At 67.9% G+C, this 26,833-nt stretch carries 27 protein-coding genes and 1 tRNA gene; 23 read left to right on the top strand and 5 right to left on the bottom strand.

The window, feature by feature from the left end; genetic code table 11:
- Positions 1-4 precede the first annotated feature (4 nt).
- Positions 5-364: a limonene-1,2-epoxide hydrolase family protein gene (locus ACN675_RS08440; protein WP_420750417.1), complete on the top strand. Its 360-nt coding sequence runs from the start codon at positions 5-7 to the stop codon at positions 362-364.
- Positions 365-424: 60 nt separating this feature from the next.
- Here the strand turns inward: ACN675_RS08440 and ACN675_RS08435 are convergent.
- The 3 genes from ACN675_RS08435 to ACN675_RS08425 all read right to left on the bottom strand — a co-directional run bounded on the left by ACN675_RS08435 (position 425) and on the right by ACN675_RS08425 (position 2,122).
- Positions 425-500 (bottom strand) — tRNA-Arg (locus ACN675_RS08435).
- Positions 501-605: 105 nt separating this feature from the next.
- Positions 606-1,286, bottom strand: coding sequence for a DUF305 domain-containing protein (locus ACN675_RS08430; RefSeq protein WP_420750416.1), 681 nt, complete (start codon positions 1,284-1,286; stop codon positions 606-608).
- Positions 1,287-1,288: 2 nt separating this feature from the next.
- Positions 1,289-2,122: a DUF3105 domain-containing protein gene (locus tag ACN675_RS08425; RefSeq protein ID WP_420750415.1), complete on the bottom strand. Its 834-nt coding sequence runs from the start codon at positions 2,120-2,122 to the stop codon at positions 1,289-1,291.
- A gap of 145 nt (positions 2,123-2,267) precedes the next feature.
- On the opposite strand from ACN675_RS08425, the gene argS reads away from it, so the two are divergent.
- The 8 genes from argS to prfA all read left to right on the top strand — a co-directional run bounded on the left by argS (position 2,268) and on the right by prfA (position 12,641).
- Positions 2,268-3,920, top strand: a complete 1,653-nt coding sequence (gene argS, locus ACN675_RS08420) for an arginine--tRNA ligase (protein ID WP_420750414.1) — start codon at positions 2,268-2,270, stop codon at positions 3,918-3,920.
- Positions 3,917-5,338, top strand: a complete 1,422-nt coding sequence (gene lysA / locus ACN675_RS08415; protein ID WP_420750413.1) for a diaminopimelate decarboxylase — start codon at positions 3,917-3,919, stop codon at positions 5,336-5,338. The genes argS and lysA overlap by 4 nt, the downstream gene beginning before the upstream one ends.
- A complete protein-coding gene (locus ACN675_RS08410; RefSeq protein WP_420750412.1) occupies positions 5,335-6,660 on the top strand; it encodes a homoserine dehydrogenase in 1,326 nt (441 codons plus the stop codon). The genes lysA and ACN675_RS08410 overlap by 4 nt, the downstream gene beginning before the upstream one ends.
- Positions 6,657-7,748: a threonine synthase gene (thrC, locus tag ACN675_RS08405; RefSeq protein ID WP_420750411.1), complete on the top strand. Its 1,092-nt coding sequence runs from the start codon at positions 6,657-6,659 to the stop codon at positions 7,746-7,748. Before ACN675_RS08410 ends, thrC begins: the two co-directional genes overlap by 4 nt.
- Before the next feature lie 52 nt (positions 7,749-7,800).
- Positions 7,801-8,730: a homoserine kinase gene (gene thrB, locus ACN675_RS08400; RefSeq protein WP_420750410.1), complete on the top strand. Its 930-nt coding sequence runs from the start codon at positions 7,801-7,803 to the stop codon at positions 8,728-8,730.
- 343 nt (positions 8,731-9,073) lie between these two features.
- Positions 9,074-11,086, top strand: a complete 2,013-nt coding sequence (gene rho / locus ACN675_RS08395) for a transcription termination factor Rho (protein ID WP_420750409.1) — start codon at positions 9,074-9,076, stop codon at positions 11,084-11,086.
- 121 nt (positions 11,087-11,207) lie between these two features.
- Positions 11,208-11,441: a 50S ribosomal protein L31 gene (gene rpmE, locus ACN675_RS08390; RefSeq protein WP_248675229.1), complete on the top strand. Its 234-nt coding sequence runs from the start codon at positions 11,208-11,210 to the stop codon at positions 11,439-11,441.
- Between the two features lie 120 nt (positions 11,442-11,561).
- On the top strand, positions 11,562-12,641 hold the full coding sequence (gene prfA, locus ACN675_RS08385) for a peptide chain release factor 1 (protein ID WP_420750408.1): 1,080 nt from the start codon (positions 11,562-11,564) through the stop codon (positions 12,639-12,641).
- 88 nt (positions 12,642-12,729) lie between these two features.
- Here prfA and ACN675_RS08380 read toward each other — a convergent pair whose 3' ends face one another.
- The gene (locus ACN675_RS08380; RefSeq protein WP_420750407.1) at positions 12,730-13,179 is read right to left on the bottom strand and encodes a hypothetical protein; all 450 of its coding nucleotides are present in this window, start codon (positions 13,177-13,179) and stop codon (positions 12,730-12,732) included.
- 115 nt (positions 13,180-13,294) lie between these two features.
- Between ACN675_RS08380 and prmC the strand changes: the two genes are divergently transcribed.
- From prmC to ACN675_RS08315, 13 genes are all read left to right on the top strand, one after another.
- A complete protein-coding gene (prmC, locus tag ACN675_RS08375) occupies positions 13,295-14,221 on the top strand; it encodes a peptide chain release factor N(5)-glutamine methyltransferase (RefSeq protein WP_420750406.1) in 927 nt (308 codons plus the stop codon).
- Positions 14,222-14,270: 49 nt separating this feature from the next.
- Positions 14,271-14,933, top strand: coding sequence for an L-threonylcarbamoyladenylate synthase (locus ACN675_RS08370; RefSeq protein WP_420750405.1), 663 nt, complete (start codon positions 14,271-14,273; stop codon positions 14,931-14,933).
- Between the two features lie 19 nt (positions 14,934-14,952).
- A complete protein-coding gene (locus tag ACN675_RS08365) occupies positions 14,953-16,179 on the top strand; it encodes an MraY family glycosyltransferase (protein ID WP_420750404.1) in 1,227 nt (408 codons plus the stop codon).
- Between the two features lie 71 nt (positions 16,180-16,250).
- Complete coding sequence (locus ACN675_RS08360; protein ID WP_420750448.1) at positions 16,251-16,664, top strand: hypothetical protein; 414 nt, start codon at positions 16,251-16,253, stop codon at positions 16,662-16,664.
- A gap of 256 nt (positions 16,665-16,920) precedes the next feature.
- The gene (atpB, locus tag ACN675_RS08355) at positions 16,921-17,769 is read left to right on the top strand and encodes a F0F1 ATP synthase subunit A (protein ID WP_420750403.1); all 849 of its coding nucleotides are present in this window, start codon (positions 16,921-16,923) and stop codon (positions 17,767-17,769) included.
- Positions 17,770-17,854: 85 nt separating this feature from the next.
- A complete protein-coding gene (locus ACN675_RS08350) occupies positions 17,855-18,106 on the top strand; it encodes an ATP synthase F0 subunit C (protein WP_068166623.1) in 252 nt (83 codons plus the stop codon).
- Positions 18,107-18,117: 11 nt separating this feature from the next.
- On the top strand, positions 18,118-18,678 hold the full coding sequence (locus ACN675_RS08345) for a F0F1 ATP synthase subunit B (RefSeq protein ID WP_197252040.1): 561 nt from the start codon (positions 18,118-18,120) through the stop codon (positions 18,676-18,678).
- A gap of 5 nt (positions 18,679-18,683) precedes the next feature.
- Entirely contained in the window at positions 18,684-19,520 is an 837-nt protein-coding gene (locus tag ACN675_RS08340) for a F0F1 ATP synthase subunit delta (RefSeq protein WP_420750402.1), read from the top strand.
- A gap of 62 nt (positions 19,521-19,582) precedes the next feature.
- The gene (gene atpA / locus ACN675_RS08335) at positions 19,583-21,226 is read left to right on the top strand and encodes a F0F1 ATP synthase subunit alpha (protein WP_420750401.1); all 1,644 of its coding nucleotides are present in this window, start codon (positions 19,583-19,585) and stop codon (positions 21,224-21,226) included.
- Between the two features lie 48 nt (positions 21,227-21,274).
- Positions 21,275-22,258, top strand: a complete 984-nt coding sequence (locus tag ACN675_RS08330; RefSeq protein WP_420750400.1) for a F0F1 ATP synthase subunit gamma — start codon at positions 21,275-21,277, stop codon at positions 22,256-22,258.
- Between the two features lie 6 nt (positions 22,259-22,264).
- Positions 22,265-23,713, top strand: coding sequence for a F0F1 ATP synthase subunit beta (gene atpD / locus ACN675_RS08325; RefSeq protein ID WP_420750399.1), 1,449 nt, complete (start codon positions 22,265-22,267; stop codon positions 23,711-23,713).
- 6 nt (positions 23,714-23,719) lie between these two features.
- Positions 23,720-24,085 carry a F0F1 ATP synthase subunit epsilon gene (locus ACN675_RS08320; RefSeq protein ID WP_420750398.1) on the top strand — a complete coding sequence of 122 codons (366 nt, stop codon included), beginning with the start codon at positions 23,720-23,722 and terminating at the stop codon, positions 24,083-24,085.
- Between the two features lie 49 nt (positions 24,086-24,134).
- Positions 24,135-24,560: a DUF2550 domain-containing protein gene (locus tag ACN675_RS08315; RefSeq protein ID WP_420750397.1), complete on the top strand. Its 426-nt coding sequence runs from the start codon at positions 24,135-24,137 to the stop codon at positions 24,558-24,560.
- A gap of 51 nt (positions 24,561-24,611) precedes the next feature.
- On the opposite strand, the gene ACN675_RS08310 is transcribed toward ACN675_RS08315, so the two are convergent.
- Positions 24,612-25,184 carry a cob(I)yrinic acid a,c-diamide adenosyltransferase gene (locus tag ACN675_RS08310; RefSeq protein WP_420750396.1) on the bottom strand — a complete coding sequence of 191 codons (573 nt, stop codon included), beginning with the start codon at positions 25,182-25,184 and terminating at the stop codon, positions 24,612-24,614.
- 57 nt (positions 25,185-25,241) lie between these two features.
- On the opposite strand from ACN675_RS08310, the gene murA reads away from it, so the two are divergent.
- Positions 25,242-26,504: a UDP-N-acetylglucosamine 1-carboxyvinyltransferase gene (murA, locus tag ACN675_RS08305; RefSeq protein WP_420750395.1), complete on the top strand. Its 1,263-nt coding sequence runs from the start codon at positions 25,242-25,244 to the stop codon at positions 26,502-26,504.
- Positions 26,505-26,833: the final 329 nt, after the last annotated feature.

Below are 26,833 nucleotides of genomic sequence, written 5' to 3'. Positions count from 1 at the left end.
GGCGATGACGCCCGACCAGCTCGTCACCGAATTCTGCGCGGCCTGGGCGGAACCGGACCCGGCTGCGCTCGCCGCGTACTTCACCGACGACGCCGTGTACCACAACATTCCGTTGGAGGAGGTCCACGGTCGCGCCGCCATCGAGGAATACTTCGCCGGAATGGTCGCGACGTTCGGTGGTATCGACTTCCGCATCCACCGGCAGCTCGCGAGCGGCAATCTCGTCCTCAACGAGCGCACTGACGTGCTGACCGTGAACGGGCGCACGGTCGAGGTACCCGTCATGGGGTCGTTCGAGGTGGCCGACGGAAAGATCGCCGCGTGGCGGGACTACTTCGACATGGGCCCGCTCACCGGCGAATAGTCCGAGAATCACGAAAAGCAGTAGGCCCCGCTTCGAATTCGAAGCGGGGCCTACTGCTCGTGGTGCCCTCGGCAGGATTCGAACCTGCGACTTCTTGCTCCGGAGGCAAGCGCTCTATCCCCTGAGCTACGAGGGCAATCCGGGCCCACCGGCTGACCGGCGGTGCGGAGTTAGCCTAGCGCATTGTTGCCCATACGCCACATCGCCTGGTCAGCAGGGGTTTTTCGGCCCGGAACGGCGGTCAGTTCATCGGCAGGGGCTGTGCGCCGCGCTCGGCGAGCATCGACGTCATCAGCTCCGACTCGCCGGTCTGCGTATCGACCATCGTCTGTGCCAGCGTCCGCACCGCGGCGACCTCGCCGTGCTCGGCGCCGTACTCCATCATCGGCAGCCCGCCCTGGTGGTGCCGCAGCATCAACTGCAGGAACAGCACGTCCAGTTCCGGACCCGACGCCGCCCGCAGCGCCGCCAGTTCCTGCGAGGTCGCCATGCCCGGCATCGGAACCGCCGCGGCGGACGAACCGTGGCCCGCGGCGTGACCGTCGTGTGCGGACTCCGAGTCGTCGCTCATCCACGTCATGTACTCGCCGGTGGGTAGAGGCGCCTGATTCCACAACGTCAGCCAGCCCTGCATCTGACCGACCTGATTCTGCTGGGTCGTGAGGATGTCGTACGCCAGGTTCTGCACCCGCTGATCCGTCGACCGGGTCAGCGCGATCGACGCCATCTCGATCGCCTGGTTGTGGTGCACGCTCATGTCCTGGGAGAAACCGACAGCCACGGAATCGGCCGCCGGAACCTCCTGCGCATCCCCGCGGGGGATCAGGAAACCGATCAGGAAACCGACCGCGAGCGCGGCAATCACCCCGAGTACCACCAGGATTCGGCGCTGTCCCGAACCCTGCGAGAGACCGTCGCTCATCGTCAGCTACCTGCCGGAGCCTGCATGTCCGTCTGGACCTCGGCGGGATCGACCGTTCCGCCGGTCATCGGCACGGCGTCCGGGCCGGGAGCCGACGGATCGAACGGCGGCGGATTCGCCGGATCGTACGAGCCGGGAATCGTCGCGCAGCTCGCACCGACCTCCGGGTAGGTGTACCGGTTCTGGCGCAGCGCGGAGATGAACTGGTCGATCCGCTCGTCGTCGGCGGAATCCACCGCGAGCTGGTGGCCCCACGACTGCAGCGAGATCGGCGACGCCTGACCCGGGTACGGCGACATCATCGTGTAGGACTTGCCGTCGACCTTCGCGCTGAGCGTCTCGACCCCCGCAGCGTCGACCAGATCCGGGTTGTACGTGATCCACACCGCACCGTGCTCGAGCGAATGCACCGCATTCTCCGTGCGGATCGCCTCCGGGTAGACGACGCCCGTGCAGGTGGCCCAGATCGAGTCGTGGGGCCCGCCGAACGGCGGGGTCCGGTCGTAGGCGACGCGCTGGGGCGCCTCGATGTGCTGCCCGGCGGGGTAGTCGACCGTCACGATGCCTTCGAGCGCGGTCGACGGATCCTGATTCGACTCGGACGGCGTCCACGCAGCCAGCTTCTGCTGATCCTGGTACTTCGGGATGATGCTGACGGCGATCACGGCGATCAGCGCGACGACCGCGACGACGCCACCGATCACCATCCACGGGATCTGACGCTGCTTGGGAAGTCCGCGGCCCCCGCCGCTCTTCTTCGCGGCGGCCGAAATGGCCTTCGCGGACTTGGCTCCGGACTTCTTGCCGGAACCACCGTTAACCGAACCGCTGGGCATCGCTGGTAGCTCTTTCGATCGGATGGACAACATCGGATGGACAACGAGACCGCGGCCCCGGGCCGCGTGCCCCCACAACTGTACGGGCGTGCTCGTATGGGGCACCGTCGGTGCTCGCAGGGGCCAGCCAATAGGATGAACTCCTGTGACTCCTGCCGACCTTGCCGAATTGCTCCACGGAACCGCTGCGAGGGTGCTCGCCGAGCGTGACCTCGACGTGTCCGTCCTGCCCGAGACCCTCACCGTCGAGCGGCCCCGGAACCCGGAGCACGGCGACTATGCGACCAACGTGGCGATGCAGGTCGCGAAGAAGGCCGGAGTGAACCCGCGCGAGCTCGCAACCTGGCTCGCCGAGGCCCTCACCGCCGCGGACGGCATCGAATCCGCCGAGGTCGCGGGACCGGGCTTCCTCAACATCCGCCTCGCGGCCGACGCGCAGGGCGCGATCGTCGCGAAGGTGCTCACCGAGCTCTCGGCGTACGGCAACTCCGACGCGCTCGCCGGCCGCAAGATCAACCTCGAGTTCGTGTCCGCGAACCCGACCGGCCCGATCCACCTCGGTGGCACCCGCTGGGCCGCGGTGGGTGACGCGCTCGGCCGGATCCTGTCGACGCAGGGCGCCGCGGTCACCCGCGAGTACTACTTCAACGACCACGGCGCACAGATCGACCGCTTCACGCGGTCGCTGATCGCCGCGGCCAAGGGCGAACCGGCCCCCGAGGACGGCTACGCCGGCGACTACATCGTCGACATCGCCGCCGAGGTGCAGAAGCGGGCGCCCGGCGCGCTCGAGCTGCCCGAGGCCGAGCGGCACGAAACGTTCCGGTCCATCGGCGTCGACCTGATGTTCGCGCACATCAAGCGCACGCTGCACGAGTTCGGCGTCGACTTCGACGTGTACTTCCACGAGAACTCGCTGTTCGAGTCCGGCGCGGTCGACGAGGCCGTCGAGACGCTCAAGAGCTCCGGAAACCTGTACAACGCCGACGGCGCGTGGTGGCTCAAGAGCACCGACTTCGGCGACGACAAGGACCGCGTCGTCATCAAGTCCGACGGCAACGCCGCCTACATCGCCGGCGACATCGCCTACTTCCAGGACAAGCGCTCGCGCGGCTTCGACCTGTGCATCTACATGCTCGGCGCCGACCACCACGGCTACATCGGCCGGCTCAAGGCCGCCGCTGCCGCATTCGGCGACGACCCCGACACCGTCGAGGTCATGATCGGCCAGATGGTCAACCTCGTGCGCGACGGCCAGGCCGTGAAGATGAGCAAGCGTGCCGGCACCGTCATCACCCTCGACGACCTCGTCGAGGCGATCGGTGTCGACGCCGCCCGCTACGCGCTCGTGCGCTCGTCGGTCGACCAGAGCATCGACATCGACCTCGAGCTGTGGGCCTCCGCCGGCAACGAGAACCCGGTCTACTACGTGCAGTACGCGCACGCCCGCCTCTCGTCGATCGCGCGCAACGCCGCCGACCTCGGCCTCAGCGCCGAGGGCGCGAACCTCGCGCTGCTCACCCACGATCGCGAGGGCGACCTGATCCGCACCATCGGCGAGTACCCGCGCGTCGTCGCGAAGGCCGCGGAACTGCGCGAGCCGCACCGGGTCGCGCGCTACCTCGAAGAACTCGCCGGCGCCTATCACCGGTTCTACGACGCGTGCCGCATCCTCCCGCAGGGCGACGAGGAGCCCGGCGACCTGCACACCGCGCGGCTCGCGCTGTGCGCGGCGGCCCGTCAGGTTCTCGCCAACGGCCTCGGCCTGCTCGGCGTCACCGCTCCGGAGCGGATGTGAACGCGCATCCCGCGGGTCCGCGGCACGCGGAGATCCCGCACGCACCGGGCCTGCCCGAACGCCCCACCACCCACGAGGAACTGAACGCGCTGCACCGGCAGGTGTGGCCGCGCGGCACGAGCCGCGGTGACGACGGCGTCGTCCGCATCGCCGGGGTTCCCGTCACCGAACTCGCCGAGAAGTACGGCACCCCACTGTTCGTGATCGACGAGGACGACTTCCGGTCCCGGTGCCGCGACATCGCCGCGGCGTTCGGGCCCGACACCAAGGTGCACTACGCCTCCAAGGCGTTCCTGTGCACCGAGGTCGCCCGCTGGGTGCAGCAGGAGGGCCTGTGCCTCGACGTCGCCTCCGGCGGTGAACTCGCGGTCGCACTGCACGCCGGGTTCCCCGCCGAGAAGATCGCGATGCACGGCAACAACAAGTCCGTCGCCGAACTGCGCACCGCGGTCGAGGCCGGGGTCGGGCACATCGTGCTCGACTCGATGGCCGAGATCGACCGGCTCGACGCGATCGCCGGGGAAGCCGGGGTCGTGCAGGACGTGCTGATCCGGGTCACCGTCGGTGTCGAGGCGCACACCCACGAGTTCATCTCCACCGCGCACGAGGACCAGAAGTTCGGTCTCTCGCTCGCCGGAGGGGTCGCGATGGCCGCCGTGCGCCGGGTCTTCGAGACCGCCAACCTCCGGCTGGTCGGCCTGCACAGCCACATCGGCTCGCAGATCTTCGACGTCGACGGCTTCGAACTGGCCGCACACCGCGTGATCGGCCTGCTCCGCGACATCGTCGCCGAGTTCGGCGTGGACAAGACCTCCCAGCTCAGCATCGTCGACCTCGGAGGTGGCCTCGGCATCTCGTATGTGCCGAGCGACGACCCGCCGCCGGTCGAGGAACTCGCCGCGAAGCTCCTCGACATCGTGCGCACCGAATCCGCCCTGGCGGGGCTGCCCACCCCGACCCTCGCGGTCGAACCGGGCCGCGCCATCGCCGGACCGGGCACGATCACCCTCTACGAGGTCGGCACTATCAAGGACGTCGCGGTCGCCGCGGGCCACAGCCGCCGCTACATCAGCGTCGACGGCGGCATGAGCGACAACATCCGCACCTCCCTGTACCAGGCCGAGTACGAGTCCCGGTTGGTCTCCCGCGTCAGCGACGCCGATCCGGTCGTCTCGCGAGTCGTCGGCAAGCACTGTGAGAGCGGCGACATCGTGATCCGCGACACCTGGATGCCGGCTGATGTCCAGGCCGGGGATTTGCTGGCCGTCGCCGCTACCGGTGCATACTGCTATTCGATGTCCAGCAGGTACAACCTGCTGGCCCGTCCCGCCGTCGTGGCGGTCAAGGACGGCGTTTCCCGCGTCATCCTGCGTCGGGAAACCGTGGAAGATCTGCTCAGCTTGGAGGTTACGGAGTGACGACCGAAACGGGGACCAGTCAGGCGCCGCGTCCCGTCGGCGTGGCGGTGCTCGGCCACGGCACCGTGGGCGCCGAGGTCGTCCGCATCATCCGGGACGACGCAGCCGATCTCGAGGCACGCATCGGTGCGCCGCTGGAGTTGCGCGGTGTCGCGGTGCGCACCGTCTCCGAGGACCGCGGCATCCCGGTCGAGCTGCTCACCACCGACGCAGAGGGACTGATCGCGCGCGACGACGTCGACATCGTCGTCGAGGTCATCGGCGGCATCGACCTGCCCCGCAAGCTCGTGCGGACCGCGCTCGACGCCGGCAAGTCCGTGGTCACGGCGAACAAGGCGCTGCTCGCCGAGTACACCGGTGAACTCGCGGAGGCCGCCGAGGCCAAGCGCGTCGACCTGTACTTCGAGGCCGCCGTCGCCGGTGCTATCCCGGTGATCCGCCCGCTGACCCAGTCCCTGGCCGGCGACCGCGTCAACCGCGTCATCGGCATCGTCAACGGCACCACCAACTACATCCTGTCGGCGATGGACGAGACCGGAGCCGACTACGCCGAGGCGCTCGCCGAGGCGGGCCGGCTCGGTTACGCCGAGGCCGATCCGACCGCGGACGTCGAGGGCTTCGACGCCGCGTCCAAGGCCGCGATCCTCGCGTCCATCGCGTTCCACACCCGCGTCACCGCCGCCGACGTGTACCGCGAGGGCATCTCGAAGATCACCGCCGCCGATCTGACGTCCGCTCGCGCGCTGAACTGCACCGTCAAGCTCCTCGCGATCTGCGAGCGCATCACCACCGAGGACGGCAAGGACAAGGTTTCGGCGCGGGTCTATCCCGCGCTGGTGCCGCGGGAGCACCCTCTCGCGAGCGTGTCCGGCGCGTTCAACGCCGTCGTCGTCGAGGCGGAGGCGTCGGGCCGCCTCATGTTCTACGGCCAGGGTGCCGGCGGCGCTCCCACCGCGTCCGCGGTGATGGGCGACCTGGTGATGGCCGCGCGCAACCGCGTGCAGGGTGGTCGTGGTCCCCGCGAATCGAAGTACGCCGATCTCGAGATCGCGCCGATGAGCGAGATCATGACCCGCTACTACGTGAACCTGCAGGTCGCGGACCGGGCAGGTGTGCTCTCCGCCGTGGCCGCCGAGTTCGCCAAGCGCGGGGTCAGCATTTCCGCCGTGCGCCAGGAAGGCGCCGGGAACGGTGCCCGCCTGGTGGTGGTCACGCACCGCGCCACCGACGAAGCGTTGTCGAGTACCGTCGCAGCACTCGATGAACTCGAATCCGTAACTGCTGTGACCAGTGTCCTGAGACTGGAGGGATCCGCCGAATGAGCGCGGCCGAGAAGAACATCACCCCCGTGCACACCCCGTGGCCCGGCCTGATCGAGGCGTACCGTTCTCGACTGCCGATCGGTGAGGGCTGGAAGACGGTGACGCTGCGCGAGGGTGGTACGCCGCTGCTGCCGGCCCCCCGCCTGTCCGAGATCACCGGCTGCGAGGTCCACGTCAAGGTCGAGGGGCTCAACCCCACCGGGTCCTTCAAGGACCGCGGCATGACGATGGCCGTCACCGAGGCGCTGGCGACCGGCAAGCAGGCGGTGCTGTGCGCCTCCACCGGCAACACCTCCGCGTCGGCTGCCGCGTACGCGTCCCGCGCCGGCATCGGCTGCGCGGTGCTCGTGCCGCAGGGCAAGATCGCGATGGGCAAGCTCGCCCAGGCCGTCATGCACGGCGCCAGGATCGTCCAGGTAGAGGGCAACTTCGACGACTGCCTCGAGCTGGCCCGCAAGACGACCGCCGAGTTCCCGACGATCGGCCTGGTCAACTCCGTCAACCCTGTCCGTATCGAGGGGCAGAAGACCGCCGCGTTCGAGATCGTCGACGCGCTCGGCGACGCTCCCGACGTGCACGTGCTCCCGGTGGGCAACGCGGGCAACATCACCGCGTACTGGAAGGGCTACTCCGAGTACTACGCCGACGGCGTGAGCACCCGTCGTCCCCGCATGCTCGGTGTGCAGGCCGCCGGTGCGGCCCCGCTCGTGCTCGGCCACCCGGTCAAGGATCCCGAGACCATCGCCACCGCGATCCGGATCGGCGCCCCCGCGTCGTGGAACGGTGCGGTCGCCGCGAAGGAGGAGTCGGACGGCGCGTTCCGTGCCGCCACCGACGAGGAGATCCTCGAGGCGTACCACCTGCTCGCGAAGTCCGAGTCGATCTTCGTCGAGCCGGCGTCGGCGGCCTCGATCGCGGGTCTGCTCGCCGCGAGCAAGGAGGGCTGGCTGCCGCGCGGCCTCCGGGTCGTGTGCACCGTCACCGGCAACGGGCTCAAGGACCCGGACACCGCCCTGCGCGACGTTCCGGTGGTGCAGCCGATCCCGGTCGACCCCGTCGCTGTGGCCTCGGCGCTCGAACTGGCCTAGCCCTCGAGCAGACACAGTGACCGCCTCGCCCTCCTCTGTTGGGAATCAGGACATGACGCAGACTCTGCCGGTAGGGATCTCGGTGACGGCCCGGGTTCCCGCGTCGAGTGCGAATCTGGGGCCCGGATTCGACTCGCTCGGTCTCGCTCTCGGGTTGTACGACGAGATCACCGTCACCACAACCGGATCCGGTCTCGACATCCGCGTCGAAGGGGAGGGCGCCGAGGAGGTGCCGTGGGGTCCCACCCACCTGGTGGTGCGCGCGGTCGAACGTGGCCTCGAAGCCGCGGGTGTGTGGGCCGACGGCCTGGAGATCGTGTGCCGCAACGTCATTCCCCATTCGCGGGGCCTGGGGTCCTCGGCGTCCGCCGTCGTCGGTGGACTCGCCGCGGCGAACGGCCTGGTGCGCAAGGTCGCACCGGAGCGGGCGCTCGACGATGCGCAGCTGGTGCAGCTCTCCTCCGAGTTCGAGGGGCACCCGGACAACGCGTCGGCGAGCGTTCTCGGCGGTGCCGTCGTGTCGTGGAGCGAAGCCGGTGTCGACGCCGAGCAGCGTGTCTACCGGGCCGTGAAGCTGGCCGTGGACCCGGCGATCAAGGTCGTCGTGCTGGTCCCGTCGGTCCGCTCGTCGACCGCGCACACCCGCGGACTGCTGCCCGATCTCGTGCCGCATCGTGACGCGTCGTTCAACGTCAGCCGCGCCGCGCTGGCGGTGGTCGCGCTGACCCAGCGTCCCGACCTGCTGATGCCCGCGACCGAGGACATGCTGCACCAGGGACAGCGGGCCCCGGCGCTGCCGCTCACCACCAAGTGGATCGCGGTGCTCCGCAAGGCGGGAATCGCCGCCACGGTGTCCGGAGCCGGACCCACCGTGCTGGCCCTGACGACCGAGCCTTTCCCCGCCGAACTGCGCGCCGCGGCGGAAGCGGACGACCTGACGGTCCTCGAACTCGAGGTCGCCGGCGGGGTCGAGGTGATCTGAGCCTCCCGACAGGGGCCGGGAACACGCCGCGGCGGGATTGCGTTCTTGCTCAACGTACAGTTCGTCGCTATCCTGTGCTTTGTCCGCACGTCGTGCGTTTCAGCCGTCGGCTCTTCAGGGTATTGTCTCCAGCTCCATCGGAGCGCCAGATCCTGACCGACCCTCACATGTCCTCGTTCCAGGGGTCAAGGGACTGTAACTGCCGGGGGATGGCGTGATAGCGGACGTGCCGACCGTTCGATCCTGTGAACAGTTAGGCAAATCCCGGATCGGTGCACGAGCTGATCTGTGGGAACGAACCCTCGACTCTGCGTGGCGCGAGTGAGGGAAGGAAAGGATCTCCGTGACCGATACGGATCTGATCGCTACGCCTGTTCTCGACGTCCCGGGGTCATCCGCGGGGGAGCAGGCGGACGATTCTTCGCAGACCTCTTCGCCGCGCGCCGCTGGGCGTCGCGGTGCCGGCCTCTCGGGCATGGTGCTCGCCGAGCTGCGGGCCCTCGCGGCCGAACTCGGCATCAAGGGCACCTCCGGGATGCGTAAAGGCGACCTGATCGCCGCGATCAAGGAACGCCAGGGCGGGGGCGTGTCGAGCGCTCCGGCCGCAGACAAGGCGGCGGTGTCCGAGGAGCCCGCCGAGACCACACGACCGGCGCGTACGCGCCGGACGCGCACGGCCGCACCGGAAAGCGCCGACGCTCAGCCGAAGGCCGACGCTGCGTCGCAGCCGAAGACCGAAGCTGCCGAGCAGCCGAAGGCCGAGGTTGCCGACCAGCCGAAGACCCAGGTCGAGGCCGGCGAGCGTCCCCAGGGTGACGGCGAGGCCGAAGCCCCCCGCCGCGGTCGTCAGCGTCGCGGTCGCCGCGGTGCCGAGCAGGCCACCGAACAGGGTGAGCAGGATCGGAAGACCGAGGCCCCGGCCCCCGAGCAGGCCCCCGAACAGGGTGGACGCGGCGAGGACAAGGGCGAGGGTGACGGCCGCCAGCGGCCTCAGCGCGAACAGGGCGACCGTGCCCAGCGCGAACAGGGCGACCGTGCCCAGCGCGAGGATCGCGGTCAGGGCCCGCGCCAGGACCGCGACAACCGCGGTGGCGAGGACGAAGAAGGCGGCCGCGGCCGCCGGGGTCGTCGCTTCCGTGAGCGCCGTCGTGGACGTGACCGCGGTGAGGCGACCGGCACCGATTCCCGCGAGCCCGAGATTCGCGAGGACGACGTCCTGCAGCCCGTCGCAGGCATCCTCGATGTCCTCGACAACTACGCGTTCGTGCGGACCTCCGGCTACCTGGCCGGCCCCAACGACGTGTACGTGTCGATGAACATGGTGCGCAAGAACGGCCTGCGCCGCGGTGACGCGATCACCGGTGCCGTCCGGGTGCCGCGCGAGGGCGAGCAGGGCAACCAGCGTCAGAAGTTCAACCCGCTGGTGCGTCTGGACTCGGTCAACGGTGGTGAGGTCGAGGCGGCGAAGCGTCGCCCCGAGTTCAACAAGCTCACCCCGCTGTACCCGAACCAGCGGCTGCGTCTCGAGACCACGCCGAATGTGCTCACCACCCGCGTGATCGACCTGATCATGCCGATCGGCAAGGGCCAGCGTGCGCTCATCGTCTCGCCGCCGAAGGCCGGTAAGACCACGGTGCTGCAGGACATCGCGAACGCGATCTCGACGAACAACCCCGAGTGCTACCTCATGGTCGTGCTCGTCGACGAGCGTCCCGAAGAGGTCACCGACATGCAGCGTTCGGTGAAGGGCGAGGTCATCGCCTCGACCTTCGACCGTCCGCCGTCAGACCACACGTCGGTCGCCGAGCTCGCCATCGAGCGGGCCAAGCGGCTCGTCGAGGCCGGTCGCGACGTCGTGGTGCTGCTCGACTCGATCACCCGACTCGGGCGCGCGTACAACAACAGCTCGCCGGCCTCGGGACGCATCCTGTCCGGTGGTGTCGACTCGACCGCGCTGTACCCGCCGAAGCGGTTCCTCGGTGCTGCTCGCAACATCGAGAACGGCGGTTCGCTCACCATCATCGCGACCGCGATGGTGGAGACCGGTTCGACCGGCGACACCGTGATCTTCGAAGAGTTCAAGGGCACCGGTAACGCCGAGCTCAAGCTCGATCGCAAGATCGCCGAGCGTCGCGTGTTCCCGGCGGTGGACGTCAATCCGTCGGGTACCCGCAAGGACGAGCTGCTCATGAGCCCCGACGAGTTCGCGGTGGTGCACAAGCTGCGCCGCGTGCTCTCCGGACTCGATTCGCACCAGGCGATCGATCTGCTCATCGACCGGCTCAAGAAGACCAAGAGCAACGTCGAGTTCCTCCTGCAGGTCACCAAGACCGCGCCCGGGGCACTCGAGGACTAGAAGCGCGGCCCGGGGAATTTTTTCCCCGGGCCTGCGTTTGGCATAATCGAACAGCTGAGTCCGGTCCCGGTTCACGTCTTCGAACGGCGAAGGCGACCCGGCGGCCATCGAAAGGGACACCATGAAGGCAGGAATCCACCCGAACTACGTGGCGACGACCGTCGTCTGCGGTTGCGGGAACACGTTCGAGACGCGCAGCACCGCCGAGTCCGGCCGTATCACGGTCGAAGTTTGCTCGCAGTGCCACCCGTTCTACACGGGCAAGCAGAAGATCCTCGACACGGGCGGACGCGTTGCCCGCTTCGAGGCTCGCTACGGCAAGCGCGCCCCGAAGAAGGCCGCTGCCGACAGCTAGCTGCCCTGCCGACGCCCGGTTCTGTCATAGTCACAGACCGGGCGTCGGTGTTTTCACAGGCTTTTCCCGTTCGCGTGCACCCATACGCGAACAGCACGACAGACAGAGTGGAGCGAACCCATGGCGGGGCAGACCAAGCCGTCGGCCGTCGACGACATCCTGGCCGAACACGCGGGTCTGGAACAGCAGTTGTCCGATCCGGCACTGCACAACGACCCGGCAGCGGCGCGGCGCGTCGGCAAGCGTTTTGCCGAGCTCGCCCCAGTCATGGCGACCTACACGAAGCTGAAGACCGCTCGCGAGGACCTCGAGGCGGCCCGTGAGCTGGCGTCGGACGATGCCGCGTTCGCCGCGGAGGTCCCCGGACTCGAAGAGACCGTCGCCGAACTCGAGAAGACGCTCACCGACCTGCTCGCTCCGCGCGACCCGCACGACGGCGACGACGTCGTGCTCGAGGTGAAGTCGGGGGAGGGCGGCGAGGAATCCGCCCTGTTCGCGGCGGACCTGGCCCGCATGTACACCCGGTACGCCGAGCGTGCCGGCTGGCGTGTCGAGGTCCTCGGCGCCACCTACTCCGATCTCGGTGGCTACAAGGACGTGACGCTGTCGATCAAGTCGAAGACCGACGTGCGCGACGGCGTGTGGTCCCGATTGAAGTTCGAAGGCGGCGTGCACCGCGTGCAGCGCGTGCCGGTCACCGAATCGCAGGGCCGGGTGCACACGTCCGCCGCGGGCGTGTTCATCTACCCCGAGCCGGACGAGGTCGAGGAGGTGCAGATCGACGAGAACGATCTGCGTATCGACGTGTATCGCTCGTCGGGCAAGGGCGGTCAGGGCGTCAACACCACCGACTCGGCCGTGCGCATCACCCACCTGCCCACCGGGATCGTCGTGACCTGCCAGAACGAGCGCTCGCAGCTGCAGAACAAGGCTCGCGCCATGCAGGTTCTCGCCGCCCGCCTCCAGGCCGCCGCCGAAGAGGCCGCCGACGCCGAGGCGTCCGCGGACCGGGCCAGTCAGGTCCGTACCGTCGACCGGTCCGAGCGCATCCGCACCTACAACTTCCCCGAGAACCGCATCACCGATCACCGGATCGGGTTCAAGGCGCACAACCTCGACGCCGTGCTCGACGGCGACCTCGACGCTCTGCTCGACGCGCTGGGGCAGGCCGACCGCGAAGCCCGGCTCGCCGCAGAGTAATCCTCACCTCTGAGTGACCTGCGTCTGAGTGGCCTGCGTCTGAGTGACCTGCGGGGCCGGGCCTGCTCGGATCAGCCGGGGCGATCGGTCAGTCCGGATCGCCCGGTTCCGCCGGGACCTCGGCCAGGTCGATGCCCGGCAGCAGGAAGCAGTTCTCGCCGTCGGAGTTCTCGTACATCCCCCACACCGCGGAGATCACGGTGCCGGCCTCCGGTTCGACCAGCGCGTTCGGAACCCTGAACTGCTCGTCGGGTGCGAACGACGCCGAGCCGGACGTTCCGTTGGAGAGGTTGAACCAGTTGATCGTTCCGCCCTCACCGCCCTGCTCGTTCACGACGAACAGCAGTTCCTCGGCCTCGACGGCCTCCTGTTCGGTGTGAGTGACCGATTGAACAGTCGCGATTCCACCCTGACAGAGCAGCGGCGTCGGCTGGATGTCGATGGGTTCGGCGGCCGCGGCACCCGCGACGGCGACGGTCGTGGCGCCGGCGAACGCGGCCGCAATCGTGGCACGCAGGGCTGTTCTCGACTTCGTCATGGCACTCCCTTTTCGTAGTCCTCGGACGGCCCGACGCTATCCGCGGACGGCCGACGGTGTGCCGACCCCGACCTATCCGTTCTCCGTTCGTGACCGGCATGGCAGTCTGTACGCCGTGAATCGTCAACCTCTGCGCCTGGCCATCATCGAGGCGGTGTCGGTGCTCGAGGAAGCGGGTGTGCCGAGCCCCCGCGCGGACGCCGAACTGCTCGCCGCGCACCTGCTCGGAATCGAACGGACCAGGCTGGGCCTGGTGCCGTTGGTCGATGCTGCGATGGTCGATGCCTACCGGGCGATGATCGCCCAGCGTGCCAAGCGGATCCCGCTGCAATACATCACCGGGACCTCGGCGATGGGGGAGATCGACCTTGCTGTGGGACCCGGGGTGTTCGTGCCGCGTCCCGAGACGGAACTGCTGCTCGGCTGGGCACTGGCGTTCCTCGAGAGCTACCCGCGACGGTCCCCGGTCGTGCTCGACCTGTGTACCGGTTCCGGTGCGCTGGCCCTGGCGATCGCGCACGCCCGGCCGGACGCGGTCGTCCACGCTGTCGAGCTCGAGCCGAAGGCGCTCGCGTGGGCCCGGCGGAACGCCGAGTACCGGGCGTCGCAGGGCGACACCCCGATCGTGTTGCACCAGGGCGACGTCACCGACCGCGACCTGCTCACCGAACTCGAAGGCGGCGTCGACGTGATCGTCGCGAACCCGCCCTACATTCCCGAAGGCGCCGAACTCGAGCCCGAGGTCATCGACCACGACCCCCACTCCGCGCTCTTCGGTGGCCCCGACGGGTTGTCGGTCATCAAGCCGATGGTCTCCAACATCGCGCGCTGGCTGCGCATCGGAGGGGCCGTGGCCGTCGAACACGACGACACCAACGGTGCGCAGACCGCAGAGTTGTTCGCCCAGCGCCGGGTGTTCGGCGAGGTCGCCGAACACCCCGATCTGGCGGGCCGGCCGCGATTCGTCGTCGCGATGCGGGTGCCGACGGACGTCGAGGCGCAACGCGCCCGTGCGGCCGGAGGAACCGGAGCGGACGCGTGACGGAACAGGGTGACGTCGGGCACGCCACCGCGGATGGAAGGATGGTCGCGTGAGCACCGTCTACGACTGCAGTAAGCCGGATTCCCGATCAGCAGGCATCAACGCGGCACGTGGTGCCCTGAAAGCGGGCCGGCTCGTCGTGGTGCCGACCGACACCGTCTACGGAATTGCGGCCGACGCCTTCGACGGCGACGCGGTGGCGAGTCTGCTGCGCGCGAAAGGTCGCGGGAGGGACATGCCGGTCCCGGTGCTCGTCGGCTCCTGGAACACCATCGACGGCCTGGTCAGCACGGTCCGTCCCGAGGCCCGCGAACTCATCCGGGCGTTCTGGCCGGGCGGGCTCAGCCTCGTGGTGCCCCAGGCACCGTCACTCGCCTGGGATCTCGGAAACACCCGCGGCACGGTGATGCTGCGGATGCCGCTGCACCCGGTGATCCTCGAACTGCTGCGTGATGTCGGCCCGCTCGCCGTCTCGAGCGCGAACGTCTCCGGGCAGCCGCCCGCCGCGGTCGTCGAGGACGCCCGCCGGCAGCTCGGCGCCTCGGTGAGCGTCTACCTCGACGGCGGACCGTCGGAGCACGCGGTCGCCTCGACCATCGTCGACATGACCTCGGACCGTCCGCGCATCCTCCGTGAGGGAGCCGTGGCGATCGAGGACATCGCGGAGGTGCTGGGCGAGGACCCGGCCCGTCTGCGCCCCGGCGGGGAGTGACGGGCAGGGACCTGCGTAGGTGACTTCCGTCGACACTGCCCTGGTACTGGCCCAGTCGGGCCGCGGCGCCGGTGTGCCCCTCCGCGAGCTGCTGCTGGTGCTGCTCACCGCCGCGGTCGTGACGTTCCTGGCGACCGGGCTCGTCCGGATCGCCGCGATCCGCTTCGGTGCCGTCGCGGCACCCCGCGAACGCGACGTACACGTGGTTCCGACGCCCCGGCTCGGTGGCGTCGGCATGTATCTCGGGCTCGTCGCCGGGTTGGTCTTCGCGCAGCAATTGCCCGCGCTCACACGGGGATTCGAATACACATCCGACATGAGCGCGGCGCTCGTGGCGGGGTCGATCATCGTCGTCGTCGGCATCATCGACGACCGCTGGGGTCTCGACGCGCTGACGAAGTTCGTCGGCCAGGTCACCGCCGCCGGGGTGCTCGCGGTGATGGGGGTGAGCTGGATCGTCATCTTCGATCCGTTCAGCGGCAACACCCTCGTCCTCGACCAGCTGCAGGGCGGTCTGATCACCGTTGCGGTCGCGGCGGTGATGATCAACGCGATGAACTTCGTCGACGGCCTCGACGGTCTCGCCGCAGGTATCGGGCTCATCGCTGCGGTCGCGATCTGCCTGTTCTCCGTGGGGCTGCTGGCCGACCAGGGTGGCGACGTCAGCGCCTACCCGCCCGCGCTGATCGCCGCGGCCCTGGCCGGTGCGTGCCTGGGCTTCCTGCCGCACAACTTCCAGCCGGCGCGGATCTTCATGGGCGACTCGGGATCGATGCTCATCGGACTCATGCTCGCCGCGGTGTCCACGAGCGCCTCCGGCAGGATCCCGCTGGCCGCGTACGGCACCCGCGACCTGCTCGGTCTGCTGTCGCCGCTCCTCCTGGTCGGCGCCGTCATGTTCATCCCGATCCTGGACCTGCTGCTCGCGATCGTGCGGCGCACCCGGGCGGGTGTCAGCCCGTTCAGCCCGGACAAGATGCACCTGCACCACCGACTGCTGCAGATCGGTCACTCGCATCGGCGCGTCGTGCTGCTGATCTACCTGTGGGTCGGCGTCCTCGCGTTCGGGGCGGTCGGGTCCGCACTCATCGATCGCCGCGCAGTGGTGCTGCTCACCGCGGCGGGATTGGTGTTCGCGCTCGTCGTCACCGCGGTGCCGGCGCTGCGTCACAGTGACGCCGAGGCCCACGGTGACGGCCCCGATCCGGTGCACGGGCCCGGGGGAGGCGACGGCGAGGTCGGTTAGGCTTGATACCCGTGACCTCTTCCGATCAGCCTGCTCAGCCACTTCCCGCCCTGCCCGATCCGTCGGCGCCGATGCGCGCGGCCGTCCGGTACGGCGCGCTCGGGCTGGTCGCCCTGACGGTGGTGTCCGCCGTGATCTCCGTGCTCGTTGCGGGAATGCCGGGCCTGTGGGGTGCCTTGATCGGCGCGGCCGTCGGTGGCGGGTTCATCCTGTTCACTGCGCTCGGGGTGCTGCTCACCTCGCGTCTGCCCGCGACGACCGCCGGGGCGGTGCTGCTGGGCACGTGGCTGCTCAAGCTGATCCTGGCGATCGTGGTGATGGCCCTGCTCAAGCCCCTGGACTTCTACAGCAAGGGTGCGCTGGTCCTGACGATCGTGTTCGCTCTGGTGATCGTGCTGGGCGCGGAGACGTACGGCGTGGTGTCGCAGCGGGCGCTGTACGTGGTGCCCGATTCGGGTAATGCGGGGAACGACGAAGGGGAGTAGTTGCACTTGTCAATTCCCTGCAGCGTCTGTACCCCCCTACGCGTTGTCGTAGATGTGTTGCTAGGGTAATGCCAAGCGAGTTGCGACCAGCTGGTAGTCCCGAGGGGCCGTCGCGGTTGTATCTTTGCAGGCGGTCGTGTTCAAATGGCCGCCGAGTCGACGAGAGTCGCCGACACCGACAGACGCGGGGCCGATCAGACAGCCCACAGCAGCTGGCGAATACGCGAGCCGACCTTGTCGACTTGTTGGATCGTCAATGTCCGATCGAACCGCAGACGGCAATGCCTGCGGCCGACTACGGGAGAGAGCGCTGAGCGTCACCACCTTGGCAGCCGGAGAATTCCACGCGCCGTCACTAGCCGATTTCTTTCCACCAGCAGTTCTGTTCGAGGGCACCCCCTTCGAAATGGACCGGCTGATGCTCATCCGCGTCGTCGTCGCCGTCCTGGTCGCGGCGTTCTTCGCGTTCGCTCTGCGTAGCCCGAAGATCGTTCCGCGCGGCGTGCAGAACGTCGCCGAGATCATGATCGACTTCGTTCGGATCAACATCGCCGAGGACATCCTCGGCAAGGAACAGGGCCGTCGCTTCCTGCCGGTTCTGGTGACGATCTTCTTCCTCGTCGCCGGACTGAACCTGACGTCGATCATTCCGTTCCTGAACATTTCGTCGAACGCCCGCATCGGCATGCCTCTCGTGCTCGCCGCTCTCGCGTACGTCGTCTTCAACTACGTGGGCATCAAGAAGTACGGCTTCTTCCGCTACGTCAAGAGCAGCATCGTCATCCCGAACCTGCCGCCCGCGCTCCACGTGCTCGTCATCCCGATCGAGTTCGTCTCGACCTTCCTGCTGCGGCCGTTCACGCTGACCATCCGTCTCATGGCCAACATGCTGGCCGGCCACATCATGCTGGTGCTGTTCTTCAGCGCGACCCAGTTCTTCTTCTTCTCGTCCGACGGCGCGATGAAGCTGTTCGGTATCGGCTCGGTGATCGGTGGCGTCGCGTTCACCTTCTTCGAACTGCTGGTCATCGTCCTGCAGGCCTACATCTTCGCGCTGCTGACCGCGGTCTACATCGACCTCGCGTTGCACGCCGAAGAGCACTAGCCGAACTGCACCACCACACAACACCACAGACTGACTCGGTTGCCGATCCCCGGGGCCGAGCCACTAGAAAGGGAATGGAACACCAATGAGCGTTGCGCTTCAGGCAGTCGAGATCCTCGCGCAGGAAGAGACCACCTTCAAGGGTCTCGGTGCCGTCGGCTACGGCCTCGCCGCCATCGGCCCGGGCGTCGGCATCGGCATCGTCGTCGGTAAGGCGATCGAGGGCATGGCTCGCCAGCCCGAGATGGCCGGACAGCTGCGCACCACCATGTTCCTCGGTATCGCATTCACCGAGGCCCTCGCGCTGATCGGCATCGTTGCCGGCTTCATCTTCTGATCGTCGCGACCATGGCTGACAGCATCCTGTTGCTCGCGGAGGAAGCGGAGACCCACAATCCGCTCCTGCCCGCGACGTACGACATCGTTTGGTCGCTCGTCGCCCTGATCATCGTCGGTCTCGTCTTCTGGAAGTACGTGCTTCCGCTGTTCCAGAAGGTCCTCGACGAGCGATCGGAGCAGATCGAAGGCGGCATCAAGAAGGCGGAGGAGGCACAGGCGGAAGCCGCTGCCGCGCTCGAGCAGTACCGCGCGCAGCTCGCCGAGGCCCGTACCGAGGCGGCACAGATCCGCGAAGAGGCCCGTGCCCAGGGCCAGCAGATCATCGCCGACATGAAGGCTCAGGCCCAGGAGGAGAGCGACCGCATCGTCGCTGCCGGCCACGCACAGCTGCAGGCCCAGCGCCAGCAGATCGTGACCGAACTCCGTGGCGATCTCGGCCGCACCGCCGTCGACCTGTCCGAGAAGATCATCGGTGAGGCTCTCTCCGATGACGTCAAGCGTGCCGGTTCCATCGACCGCTTCCTCAGCGAGCTCGAATCCCTCAGCGCTGACTCTGCATCCGGAAAGTGAGCACCATGTACGCAGCAAGCCGTGAGGCACTCGCTCATACGCGATCCGCGCTGCAGGACGCCTTGGCGTCGAGCACCGCATCCGCTGGTGCGGGTGCCGCGACTGCCGCTGCGGCACAGGCCGGCTCCGATCTGTTCTCGGTGGTCGAGGTGCTCGACGGCCAGCGCACCCTTCGCGGTGCGCTGGCGGACGCCTCGACCCCGGCGGCAGCTCGCCAGGCGCTGGCCCAACAGGTCTTCGGGGGCAAGGTTTCGGCCGAGGCCCTGGCGACCGTCAAGGCCGCGGTGGGCCAGGACTGGTCGGCGCAGTCCGACCTGACCAACTCGCTCGTTCAGCTCGGCCGCGAGGCCCTGCTGAAGGCGGCGGAAGACCAGAACCAGCTGGACACGGTCGAGGACGAGCTGTTCCGGCTCGGACGGATCGTCGCCGGCAGCGGGGAACTCGAGCAGGCTCTCTCCGACCGCAGCACGCCCGTGCAGGCCAAGCGCGAGCTCCTCTCGCGCCTGCTGTACGGCAAGTGCACGGCGGTCACCGAGGCTCTGGCGGTTCAGGCCGTCGGGCGCCTGAAGAAGGCCCCGGCCGACACGTTCGACGAGCTGTCCGCTCTCGCTGCAACTCAGCGGGACCGCGCGGTCGCCCACGTGCGCAGCGCCGCTCCCCTCAGCGAGGCTCAGACCGAGCGCCTCAGCGCGATTCTGACCCGCACCTACGGGAAGCCTGTGACGGTCCACGTCGAGGTCGATCCCGAGCTCCTCAGTGGATTGGTCGTCCGGGTGGGCGACGAGGTCATCGACGGCACAGCTGCGGGACGACTCGCGGCCGTGCGGAAGAACCTCACGTAGTCCACTACCGAACACACACCTAGAGATCTTTTCGAAGACCAGATACCGAGAGCAGGAAGAACATGGCGGAGCTGACGATCTCCTCCGACGAGATCCGTAGCGCGATTGACAATTACACCGCGAGCTACTCCCCGGAGGCCTCCCGCGAGGAGGTCGGCGTGGTCGTCGACACCAGTGACGGCATCGCGCACATCAGCGGCCTCCCGTCGGCGATGGCCAACGAGCTGCTGGAATTCCCCGGTGGCGTGCTGGGCGTGGCCCTGAACCTCGAGGCCACCGAGATCGGCGCCGTTATCCTCGGCGACTTCCAGGACATCGCGGAAGGCCAGGAAGTCAAGCGGACCGGCGACGTTCTGTCGGTGCCGGTCGGCGACGGCTACCTCGGCCGCGTCGTGAACCCGCTGGGTCAGCCGATCGACGGCCTCGGCGAGATCGAGTCCACCGAGAACCGCGCCCTCGAGCTGCAGGCCGCGACCGTGCTGCAGCGCCAGCCGGTCGAGGAGCCGCTGCAGACCGGCATCAAGGCCATCGACGCGATGACCCCGATCGGCCGCGGCCAGCGTCAGCTCGTCATCGGCGACCGCAAGACCGGCAAGACCGCGGTCTGCATCGACGCGATCCTCAACCAGAAGGCCAACTGGGCGACCGGCGACCCGAAGCAGCAGGTCCGCTGCATCTACGTCGCGATCGGCCAGAAGGGTTCGACCATCGCGGGCGTCAAGCAGGCCCTCGAGGAGAACGGCGCGATGGAGTACACCACCATCGTCGCGGCTCCGGCCTCCGACTCCGCCGGCTTCAAGTGGCTGGCCCCCTACACCGGTTCGGCCATCGGCCAGCACTGGATGTACCAGGGCAAGCACGTCCTCGTCGTCTTCGACGACCTGACCAAGCAGGCCGAGGCGTACCGCGCCATCTCGCTGCTGCTGCGTCGCCCGCCGGGACGTGAGGCCTACCCCGGTGACGTGTTCTACCTGCACTCCCGCCTGCTGGAGCGTTCGGCGAAGCTGTCCGACGAGCTCGGCGGCGGTTCGTTGACCGCGCTGCCGATCATCGAGACGAAGGCCAACGACGTGTCGGCCTACATCCCGACGAACGTCATCTCGATCACCGACGGCCAGGTCTTCCTCGAGTCCGACCTGTTCAACAAGGGTGTTCGCCCCGCCATCAACGTCGGTATCTCGGTTTCCCGAGTCGGTGGCGCCGCCCAGACCAAGGGCATGAAGAAGGTGTCCGGTTCGCTGCGTCTGGAGCTCGCGCAGTTCCGTGAGCTCGAAGGCTTCGCCGCCTTCGCGTCGGACCTCGATGCTGCGTCGAAGGCTCAGCTCGAGCGCGGTCAGCGTCTCGTCGAGCTGCTCAAGCAGGACCAGTACGCGCCGATCGCCGTCGAGGACCAGATCGTCTCGATCTTCCTCGCGGGTGAGGGTGTCTTCGACTCCGTTCCGGTCGAGGACGTGCGTCGCTTCGAAACCGAGCTCCTGGAGGATCTGCACCGCAGCGCCGCAGGCGTCTACGAGCAGATCGCCGGCGGCAAGGCGCTGTCCGACGAGTCGATCGAGGCCCTGCACGCCGCGACCGCCAAGTTCAAGGAGGGCTTCATCGCCTCCGACGGCAGCCGCGTCGTGAACGAGGCCGAGGCCGCCCCGCTGGGCGCAGACGAGGTCGAGCAGGAGCAGGTCTCCGTCAAGCGCACCACCGTTCGCAAGTGAGCGGGGAGACCATGACCGAGCGTCCAGTGAAGGGAGTGTGATCGACGAATGGCTAGCTTGCGTGAGCTGCGCTCGCGGATCAAGTCGGTCAACTCGACCAAGAAGATCACCAAGGCGCAGGAACTGATCGCGACTTCGCGCATCACCAAGGCCCAGGCTCGGGTTGCCGCGTCGAAGCCGTACTCCGAGGAGATCACCAAGGTCCTCTCGGAGCTGGCGAGTGCGTCGGCGTCGCTGGATCACCCCCTGCTCAACGAGCGCGAGAACCCCAAGCGTGCCGCCGTGCTGGTCGTGACCAGCGACCGCGGTATGTGCGGTGGTTACAACTCCAACGTCCTCAAGGAAGCCGAAGAGCTGCGTCAGCTGCTCGTCAGCGAGGGCAAGGAGCCGGTGCTGTACGTGCTGGGCGGCAAGGGCCTGGCCTACTACACCTTCCGTGAGCGCCCGGTCGCCGGCGCGTGGACCGGCTTCTCGCAGGCTCCGCGCTATGCGGACGCCGCGAAGGCCAGCCGCCACCTGGTCGAGCTGTTCATGGCCGGGTCCGGTTCCGAGGTTCCCGACCCGAACGGTGTGGGCACCATCGAGGGCGTCGACGAACTGCACATCGTCTACACGCGTTTCGTGTCGATGCTGACGCAGACCCCCGAGGTCCGTCGTATGGCCCCGCTCGAGGTGAGCATCACCGAGGACGAGATCGACCTCGGCGAGGACATGTTGACCGACGGGCACCGCGCATCGGGCAACGAAGGACCGCGTGCCGGGTACAACTTCGAGCCGGAGGCCGGGACGCTGCTCGCGGCACTGCTGCCGAAGTACATCAGCACGCGTATCTTCGCGTCGCTGCTGGACGCGGCCGCTTCCGAGTCGGCCGCTCGCCGTACCGCCATGAAGGCCGCGACGGACAACGCCACGGAACTGGTGAACACCCTCAGCCGACAGGCCAACCAGGCCCGCCAGGCCCAGATCACCCAGGAAATCAGCGAGATCGTCGGCGGTGCCGGTGCGCTCGCCTCGAGTGCAGGAAGTGACTGAACCACAATGACCGCAGCAGTAACCGACAACAACGCCGGTGCGGCGTCGGCCCTTGCCGGGCGCGTCGTCCGCGTCATCGGCGCCGTCGTCGACGTGGAGTTCCCGCGTGGCGCCGTGCCCGAGCTGTTCAACGCCCTCCACGCAGAGGTCACTCTGCCGACCGTGGCGAAGACCCTGACCCTCGAGGTCGCGCAGCACCTGGGTGACAACCTGGTCCGCACGATCTCGATGCAGCCGACCGACGGCCTGGTGCGCGGCACCTCCGTCGTCGACTCCGGTCGCCCGATCTCCGTTCCCGTCGGTGACGTCGTCAAGGGCCACGTGTTCAACGCCCTCGGTGACTGCCTCGACGCGCCGGGCACCGGTCGCGACGGCGAGCAGTGGGGCATCCACCGCAAGCCCCCGGCCTTCGACCAGCTCGAGGGCAAGACCGAGATCCTCGAGACCGGCATCAAGGTCATCGACCTGCTGACCCCGTACGTCAAGGGCGGCAAGATCGGTCTGTTCGGTGGCGCCGGTGTCGGCAAGACCGTTCTGATCCAGGAGATGATCACCCGTATCGCGCGTGAGTTCTCCGGCACCTCGGTGTTCGCCGGCGTCGGCGAGCGCACCCGTGAGGGCACCGACCTCCACCTCGAGATGGAGGAGATGGGCGTTCTCCAGGACACGGCCCTCGTGTTCGGCCAGATGGACGAGCCGCCGGGAACGCGTATGCGCGTCGCCCTGTCCGCGCTGACCATGGCGGAGTACTTCCGCGATGTCCAGGGCCAGGACGTGCTGCTGTTCATCGACAACATCTTCCGGTTCACCCAGGCCGGTTCCGAGGTTTCGACCCTGCTCGGTCGTATGCCTTCGGCCGTGGGTTACCAGCCGACGCTGGCCGACGAGATGGGTGAGCTGCAGGAGCGCATCACCTCGACCCGTGGTCGTTCGATCACCTCGCTGCAGGCGATCTACGTCCCCGCCGACGACTACACCGACCCGGCGCCGGCCACGACCTTCGCGCACCTCGATGCGACCACCGAGCTCTCGCGTCCGATCTCGCAGATGGGTATCTACCCCGCTGTGGACCCGCTGACGTCGACCTCTCGCATCCTGGAGCCCGGCATCGTCGGTGCCGAGCACTTCCGCGTCGCCAACGAGGTCAAGCGGATCCTGCAGAAGTACAAGGAACTGCAGGACATCATCGCCATCCTCGGTATGGACGAGCTCTCCGAAGAGGACAAGGTCCTCGTCGGCCGCGCCCGTCGTCTGCAGAAGTTCCTCGGCCAGAACTTCATCGTCGCCGAGAAGTTCACCGGTGAGCCCGGTTCGGTCGTGCCGCTGCGCGACACCATCGAGGCGTTCGACCGCGTCTGCAAGGGCGAGTTCGACCACCTTCCGGAGCAGGCCTTCAACAGCTGCGGTGGACTCGACGACGTCGAGGCCGCAGCCAAGAAGATCGCCGGGAAGTAGTCCGCCATGGCTGAAATGACCGTTGACATCGTTGCCGTCGAGCAGCGTGTGTGGTCGGGTTCGGCGAAGCTGGTCTCCGCGCAGACCACCGAAGGCGAGATCGGCATCATGCCCGGACACGAGCCGGTTCTCGGCCAGCTCGTCGAGGGCGGCGTCGTGGCCGTCACGACCGTCGACGGTGAGCGCATCGTCGCGGCCGTGCACGGCGGTTTCCTCTCGGTGACCGCCAAGTCGGTGACCGTGCTCGCCGAGGACGCGGACCTCGTTCAGGACATCGACGTGGAGGCCGCCAAGGCGGTCCTCGCCGAGAGCCAGGACGAGGCAGAGATCGCAGCGGCCAAGGGTCGCCTGCGGGCCGTCGAGCGCGCCTGATCGAGAACTACGAGAAGCCGCGACGGAGCCACGAGCAGTGACAATAGGAATGATCGTTCTAGTCATTCTTGTTGTGCTGCTCGCGGGCGCCGTCGCGGCTTTTCTGTACCGTCTCCGCAAACTCCGCGGCGGTGGAACCGCCGCGATCCTCCGGGTCCTGCCCAACACCGCCGGCAACGGCTGGCGGCACGGCATCATCCGGTACGGCGAGAACAATCTCGTCTTCTACAAGCTCTCCAGTCTCCGTCTCGGGCCGGATTCCCGGATCACCCGCCGAGGCGTCGAGGTGCGCGAACGTCGCAAACCGGAGGGCAACGAGTACGACATCATGACCGAGGACATCGTGATCCTCGAGTTGGCCGACGGCACCGACGCCTTCGAGGTCGCCTTCGACACCGGAGCGCTGACAGCGTTCCTGTCCTGGGTCGAGTCCCGTCCGTCGAACCGGTCGCAGCGCCGCCGCCCCAACAACTGACCCGGTGCGCGATTCCGGTAGCAGCAGCTACCGAAACCGCGCACGAGCAGGTCAGGCGCCGGCGCCCGGCTTCCACAGGACGTCGCCGTCCGGGTTCGCAAGCCGGCCCAGAATGAACAGCAGGTCGGACAGCCGGTTCAGATACTTTGCGGGCAGCACGTTCGTGTCGTCCGGATGCGCATCCACAGCCGCCCACGCCGAGCGTTCCGCCCGCCGCGTGACGGTGCGGGCGGTGTGCAGCAACGCCGCCAGGGGAGTGCCCCCGGGAAGAATGAAGGAGTTCAGCGGCTCGAGTTCCTCGTTGAACTCGTCGCACCATCCTTCGAGGCGATCGATGTAGGCCTGGGTGATCCGCAGCGGCGGATACTTCGGGTTCTCGACAACCGGAGTCGACAGATCCGCGCCCGCGTCGAACAGATCGTTCTGGATCTGCCGCAGGACGGACACGAAGCGTTCCGGCGCGTCGCCCAGAGCAAGCGCGACGCCGATCGCGGCGTTCGCCTCGTCGCAGTCCGCATACGCAATCAGTCGCGGGTCGTTCTTCGATACTCGGGAAAAATCACTGAGCCCCGTCGTTCCGTCGTCGCCGGTACGGGTGTAGATCCTGGTGAGGTGGACAGCCATGGCCGTCACGGTACCGGCTCGGGTGCTATCCCGGAGGCCTCGTTACGCTGTGGCGTTGTGAGTGAACGCTTTCTCGTCACCGGTGGTAGCCGGCTCGTAGGTGAGGTCGTCGTCGGTGGTGCCAAGAACAGTGTTCTGAAGCTGATGGCCGCCGCGTTGCTCGCCGAAGGCACCACCGTCATCACCAATTGTCCCGATATTCTCGATGTTCCCCTGATGGCGGAGGTCCTTCGCGGACTCGGTTGCGACGTCGAACTCGAAGGCGACGAGGTTCGCATCACGACGCCCGCGCAGCCGCAGTACCGGGCAGATTTCGCGGCCGTTCGGCAGTTCCGCGCATCGGTATGCGTGCTCGGGCCGCTCGTCGCACGCTGCCGGCGAGCCGTCGTCGCACTACCGGGCGGCGATGCGATCGGTTCCCGTCCGCTGGACATGCACCAGACGGGCCTGCGTCTTCTGGGTGCGCACAGCACGATCGAACACGGCTGTGTCGTCGCCGAAGCCGACGACCTGCACGGCGCCACCATTCGCCTGGCGTTCCCGTCGGTGGGCGCCACCGAGAACATCCTGATGGCGGCGGTGCTGGCGAAAGGCGACACGACCATCGACAACGCCGCCCGGGAACCGGAGATCGTCGATCTGTGCAACATGCTCGTGCAGATGGGTGCCCGGATCAGCGGGGCAGGGACGACGACACTGCGCATCACGGGCGTCCCTTCGCTGGAGCCGACGACGCACCGCTGCATCGGTGACCGGATCGTAGCCGCGACGTGGGGGATCGCCGCCGCCATGACACAGGGAGACGTCCGGGTTCGCGGCGTCAATCCCAAGCACCTCGCGCTCGTGCTCGACAAATTGCGCGCAGCCGGCGCCGAGGTCACCCCCGAGGTCGACGGCTTCAGGGTCGTCCAGAACGAACGGCCCCGGGCGGTCAACTTCGCAACGCTGCCCTATCCGGGATTCCCGACCGACCTGCAGCCCATGGCGATCGGGCTCGCCGCAGTCGCCGACGGAACGTCGATGATCACCGAGAACGTGTTCGAAGCGCGGTTCCGGTTCGTCGAGGAGATGATCCGGCTCGGCGCCGATGCCCGCACCGATGGTCATCACGCGGTCGTCCGGGGAGTCGAGGAACTGTCGAGTGCACCGGTGTGGTCGTCCGACATCCGGGCAGGCGCGGGTCTCGTCCTCGCCGGCCTGTGCGCGGACGGCGTGACCGAGGTCCACGACGTCTACCACATCGATCGTGGCTATCCGCGCTTCGTGGAGATCATCAAGGAGCTCGGCGGCGGAATCGAACGGGTCGGGACCGACAGCTGACGATGTGCTGCGGGTCACCCGGACCGGATCGGCGCGGTGCGCGTCCGAGGACCCGCTGTGAACAGGCAAAACGCGGCGCGCCAACCTCGTGACCAGGCGATTTGGAAAACGAATTGATCCTCCCGTAACTTATTCCAGGTCAGAGCGACACGGACACCGACCCGGACCGGAAGGTACGGGACAACGAGGTTGGACGAAGGCGCCTGAATGATTTCCCCCGACACAAACCTTCTGGTAAGGTTGGTGTCCGCGCCGGAAGCCGAAAGGCTTGGCGGCGACGAACAAGTCACCCCTGAGCGAGCGAATGCAAGATTCGTAAGCGATGGTGC

Origin of the sequence: Rhodococcus sp. O3 (assembly GCF_048897285.1) — a bacterium.
Classification (GTDB): Bacteria; Actinomycetota; Actinomycetes; order Mycobacteriales; family Mycobacteriaceae; genus Rhodococcus.
Note: the sequence above shows the minus strand (reverse complement) of the source record. Positions and strands in the feature narration are given on the sequence as shown.

Bases quoted from the DNA above. Each gene is read 5' to 3' on its own strand.
- ACN675_RS08440 (WP_420750417.1), top strand. From the start codon at position 5: ATGACGCCCGACCAGCTCGTCACCGAATTCTGCGCGGCCTGGGCGGAA.
- ACN675_RS08430 (WP_420750416.1), bottom strand. From the start codon at position 1,286: ATGAGCGACGGTCTCTCGCAGGGTTCGGGACAGCGCCGAATCCTGGTG.
- ACN675_RS08425 (WP_420750415.1), bottom strand. From the start codon at position 2,122: ATGCCCAGCGGTTCGGTTAACGGTGGTTCCGGCAAGAAGTCCGGAGCC.
- thrC (WP_420750411.1), top strand. From the start codon at position 6,657: ATGAGCGCGGCCGAGAAGAACATCACCCCCGTGCACACCCCGTGGCCC.
- thrB (WP_420750410.1), top strand. From the start codon at position 7,801: ATGACGCAGACTCTGCCGGTAGGGATCTCGGTGACGGCCCGGGTTCCC.
- rpmE (WP_248675229.1), top strand. From the start codon at position 11,208: ATGAAGGCAGGAATCCACCCGAACTACGTGGCGACGACCGTCGTCTGC.
- prfA (WP_420750408.1), top strand. From the start codon at position 11,562: ATGGCGGGGCAGACCAAGCCGTCGGCCGTCGACGACATCCTGGCCGAA.
- ACN675_RS08380 (WP_420750407.1), bottom strand. From the start codon at position 13,179: ATGACGAAGTCGAGAACAGCCCTGCGTGCCACGATTGCGGCCGCGTTC.
- ACN675_RS08360 (WP_420750448.1), top strand. From the start codon at position 16,251: ATGCGCGCGGCCGTCCGGTACGGCGCGCTCGGGCTGGTCGCCCTGACG.
- atpB (WP_420750403.1), top strand. From the start codon at position 16,921: ATGTCCGATCGAACCGCAGACGGCAATGCCTGCGGCCGACTACGGGAG.
- ACN675_RS08350 (WP_068166623.1), top strand. From the start codon at position 17,855: ATGAGCGTTGCGCTTCAGGCAGTCGAGATCCTCGCGCAGGAAGAGACC.
- ACN675_RS08345 (WP_197252040.1), top strand. From the start codon at position 18,118: ATGGCTGACAGCATCCTGTTGCTCGCGGAGGAAGCGGAGACCCACAAT.
- ACN675_RS08340 (WP_420750402.1), top strand. From the start codon at position 18,684: ATGTACGCAGCAAGCCGTGAGGCACTCGCTCATACGCGATCCGCGCTG.
- atpA (WP_420750401.1), top strand. From the start codon at position 19,583: ATGGCGGAGCTGACGATCTCCTCCGACGAGATCCGTAGCGCGATTGAC.
- ACN675_RS08330 (WP_420750400.1), top strand. From the start codon at position 21,275: ATGGCTAGCTTGCGTGAGCTGCGCTCGCGGATCAAGTCGGTCAACTCG.
- atpD (WP_420750399.1), top strand. From the start codon at position 22,265: ATGACCGCAGCAGTAACCGACAACAACGCCGGTGCGGCGTCGGCCCTT.
- ACN675_RS08320 (WP_420750398.1), top strand. From the start codon at position 23,720: ATGGCTGAAATGACCGTTGACATCGTTGCCGTCGAGCAGCGTGTGTGG.
- ACN675_RS08315 (WP_420750397.1), top strand. From the start codon at position 24,135: ATGATCGTTCTAGTCATTCTTGTTGTGCTGCTCGCGGGCGCCGTCGCG.
- ACN675_RS08310 (WP_420750396.1), bottom strand. From the start codon at position 25,184: ATGGCTGTCCACCTCACCAGGATCTACACCCGTACCGGCGACGACGGA.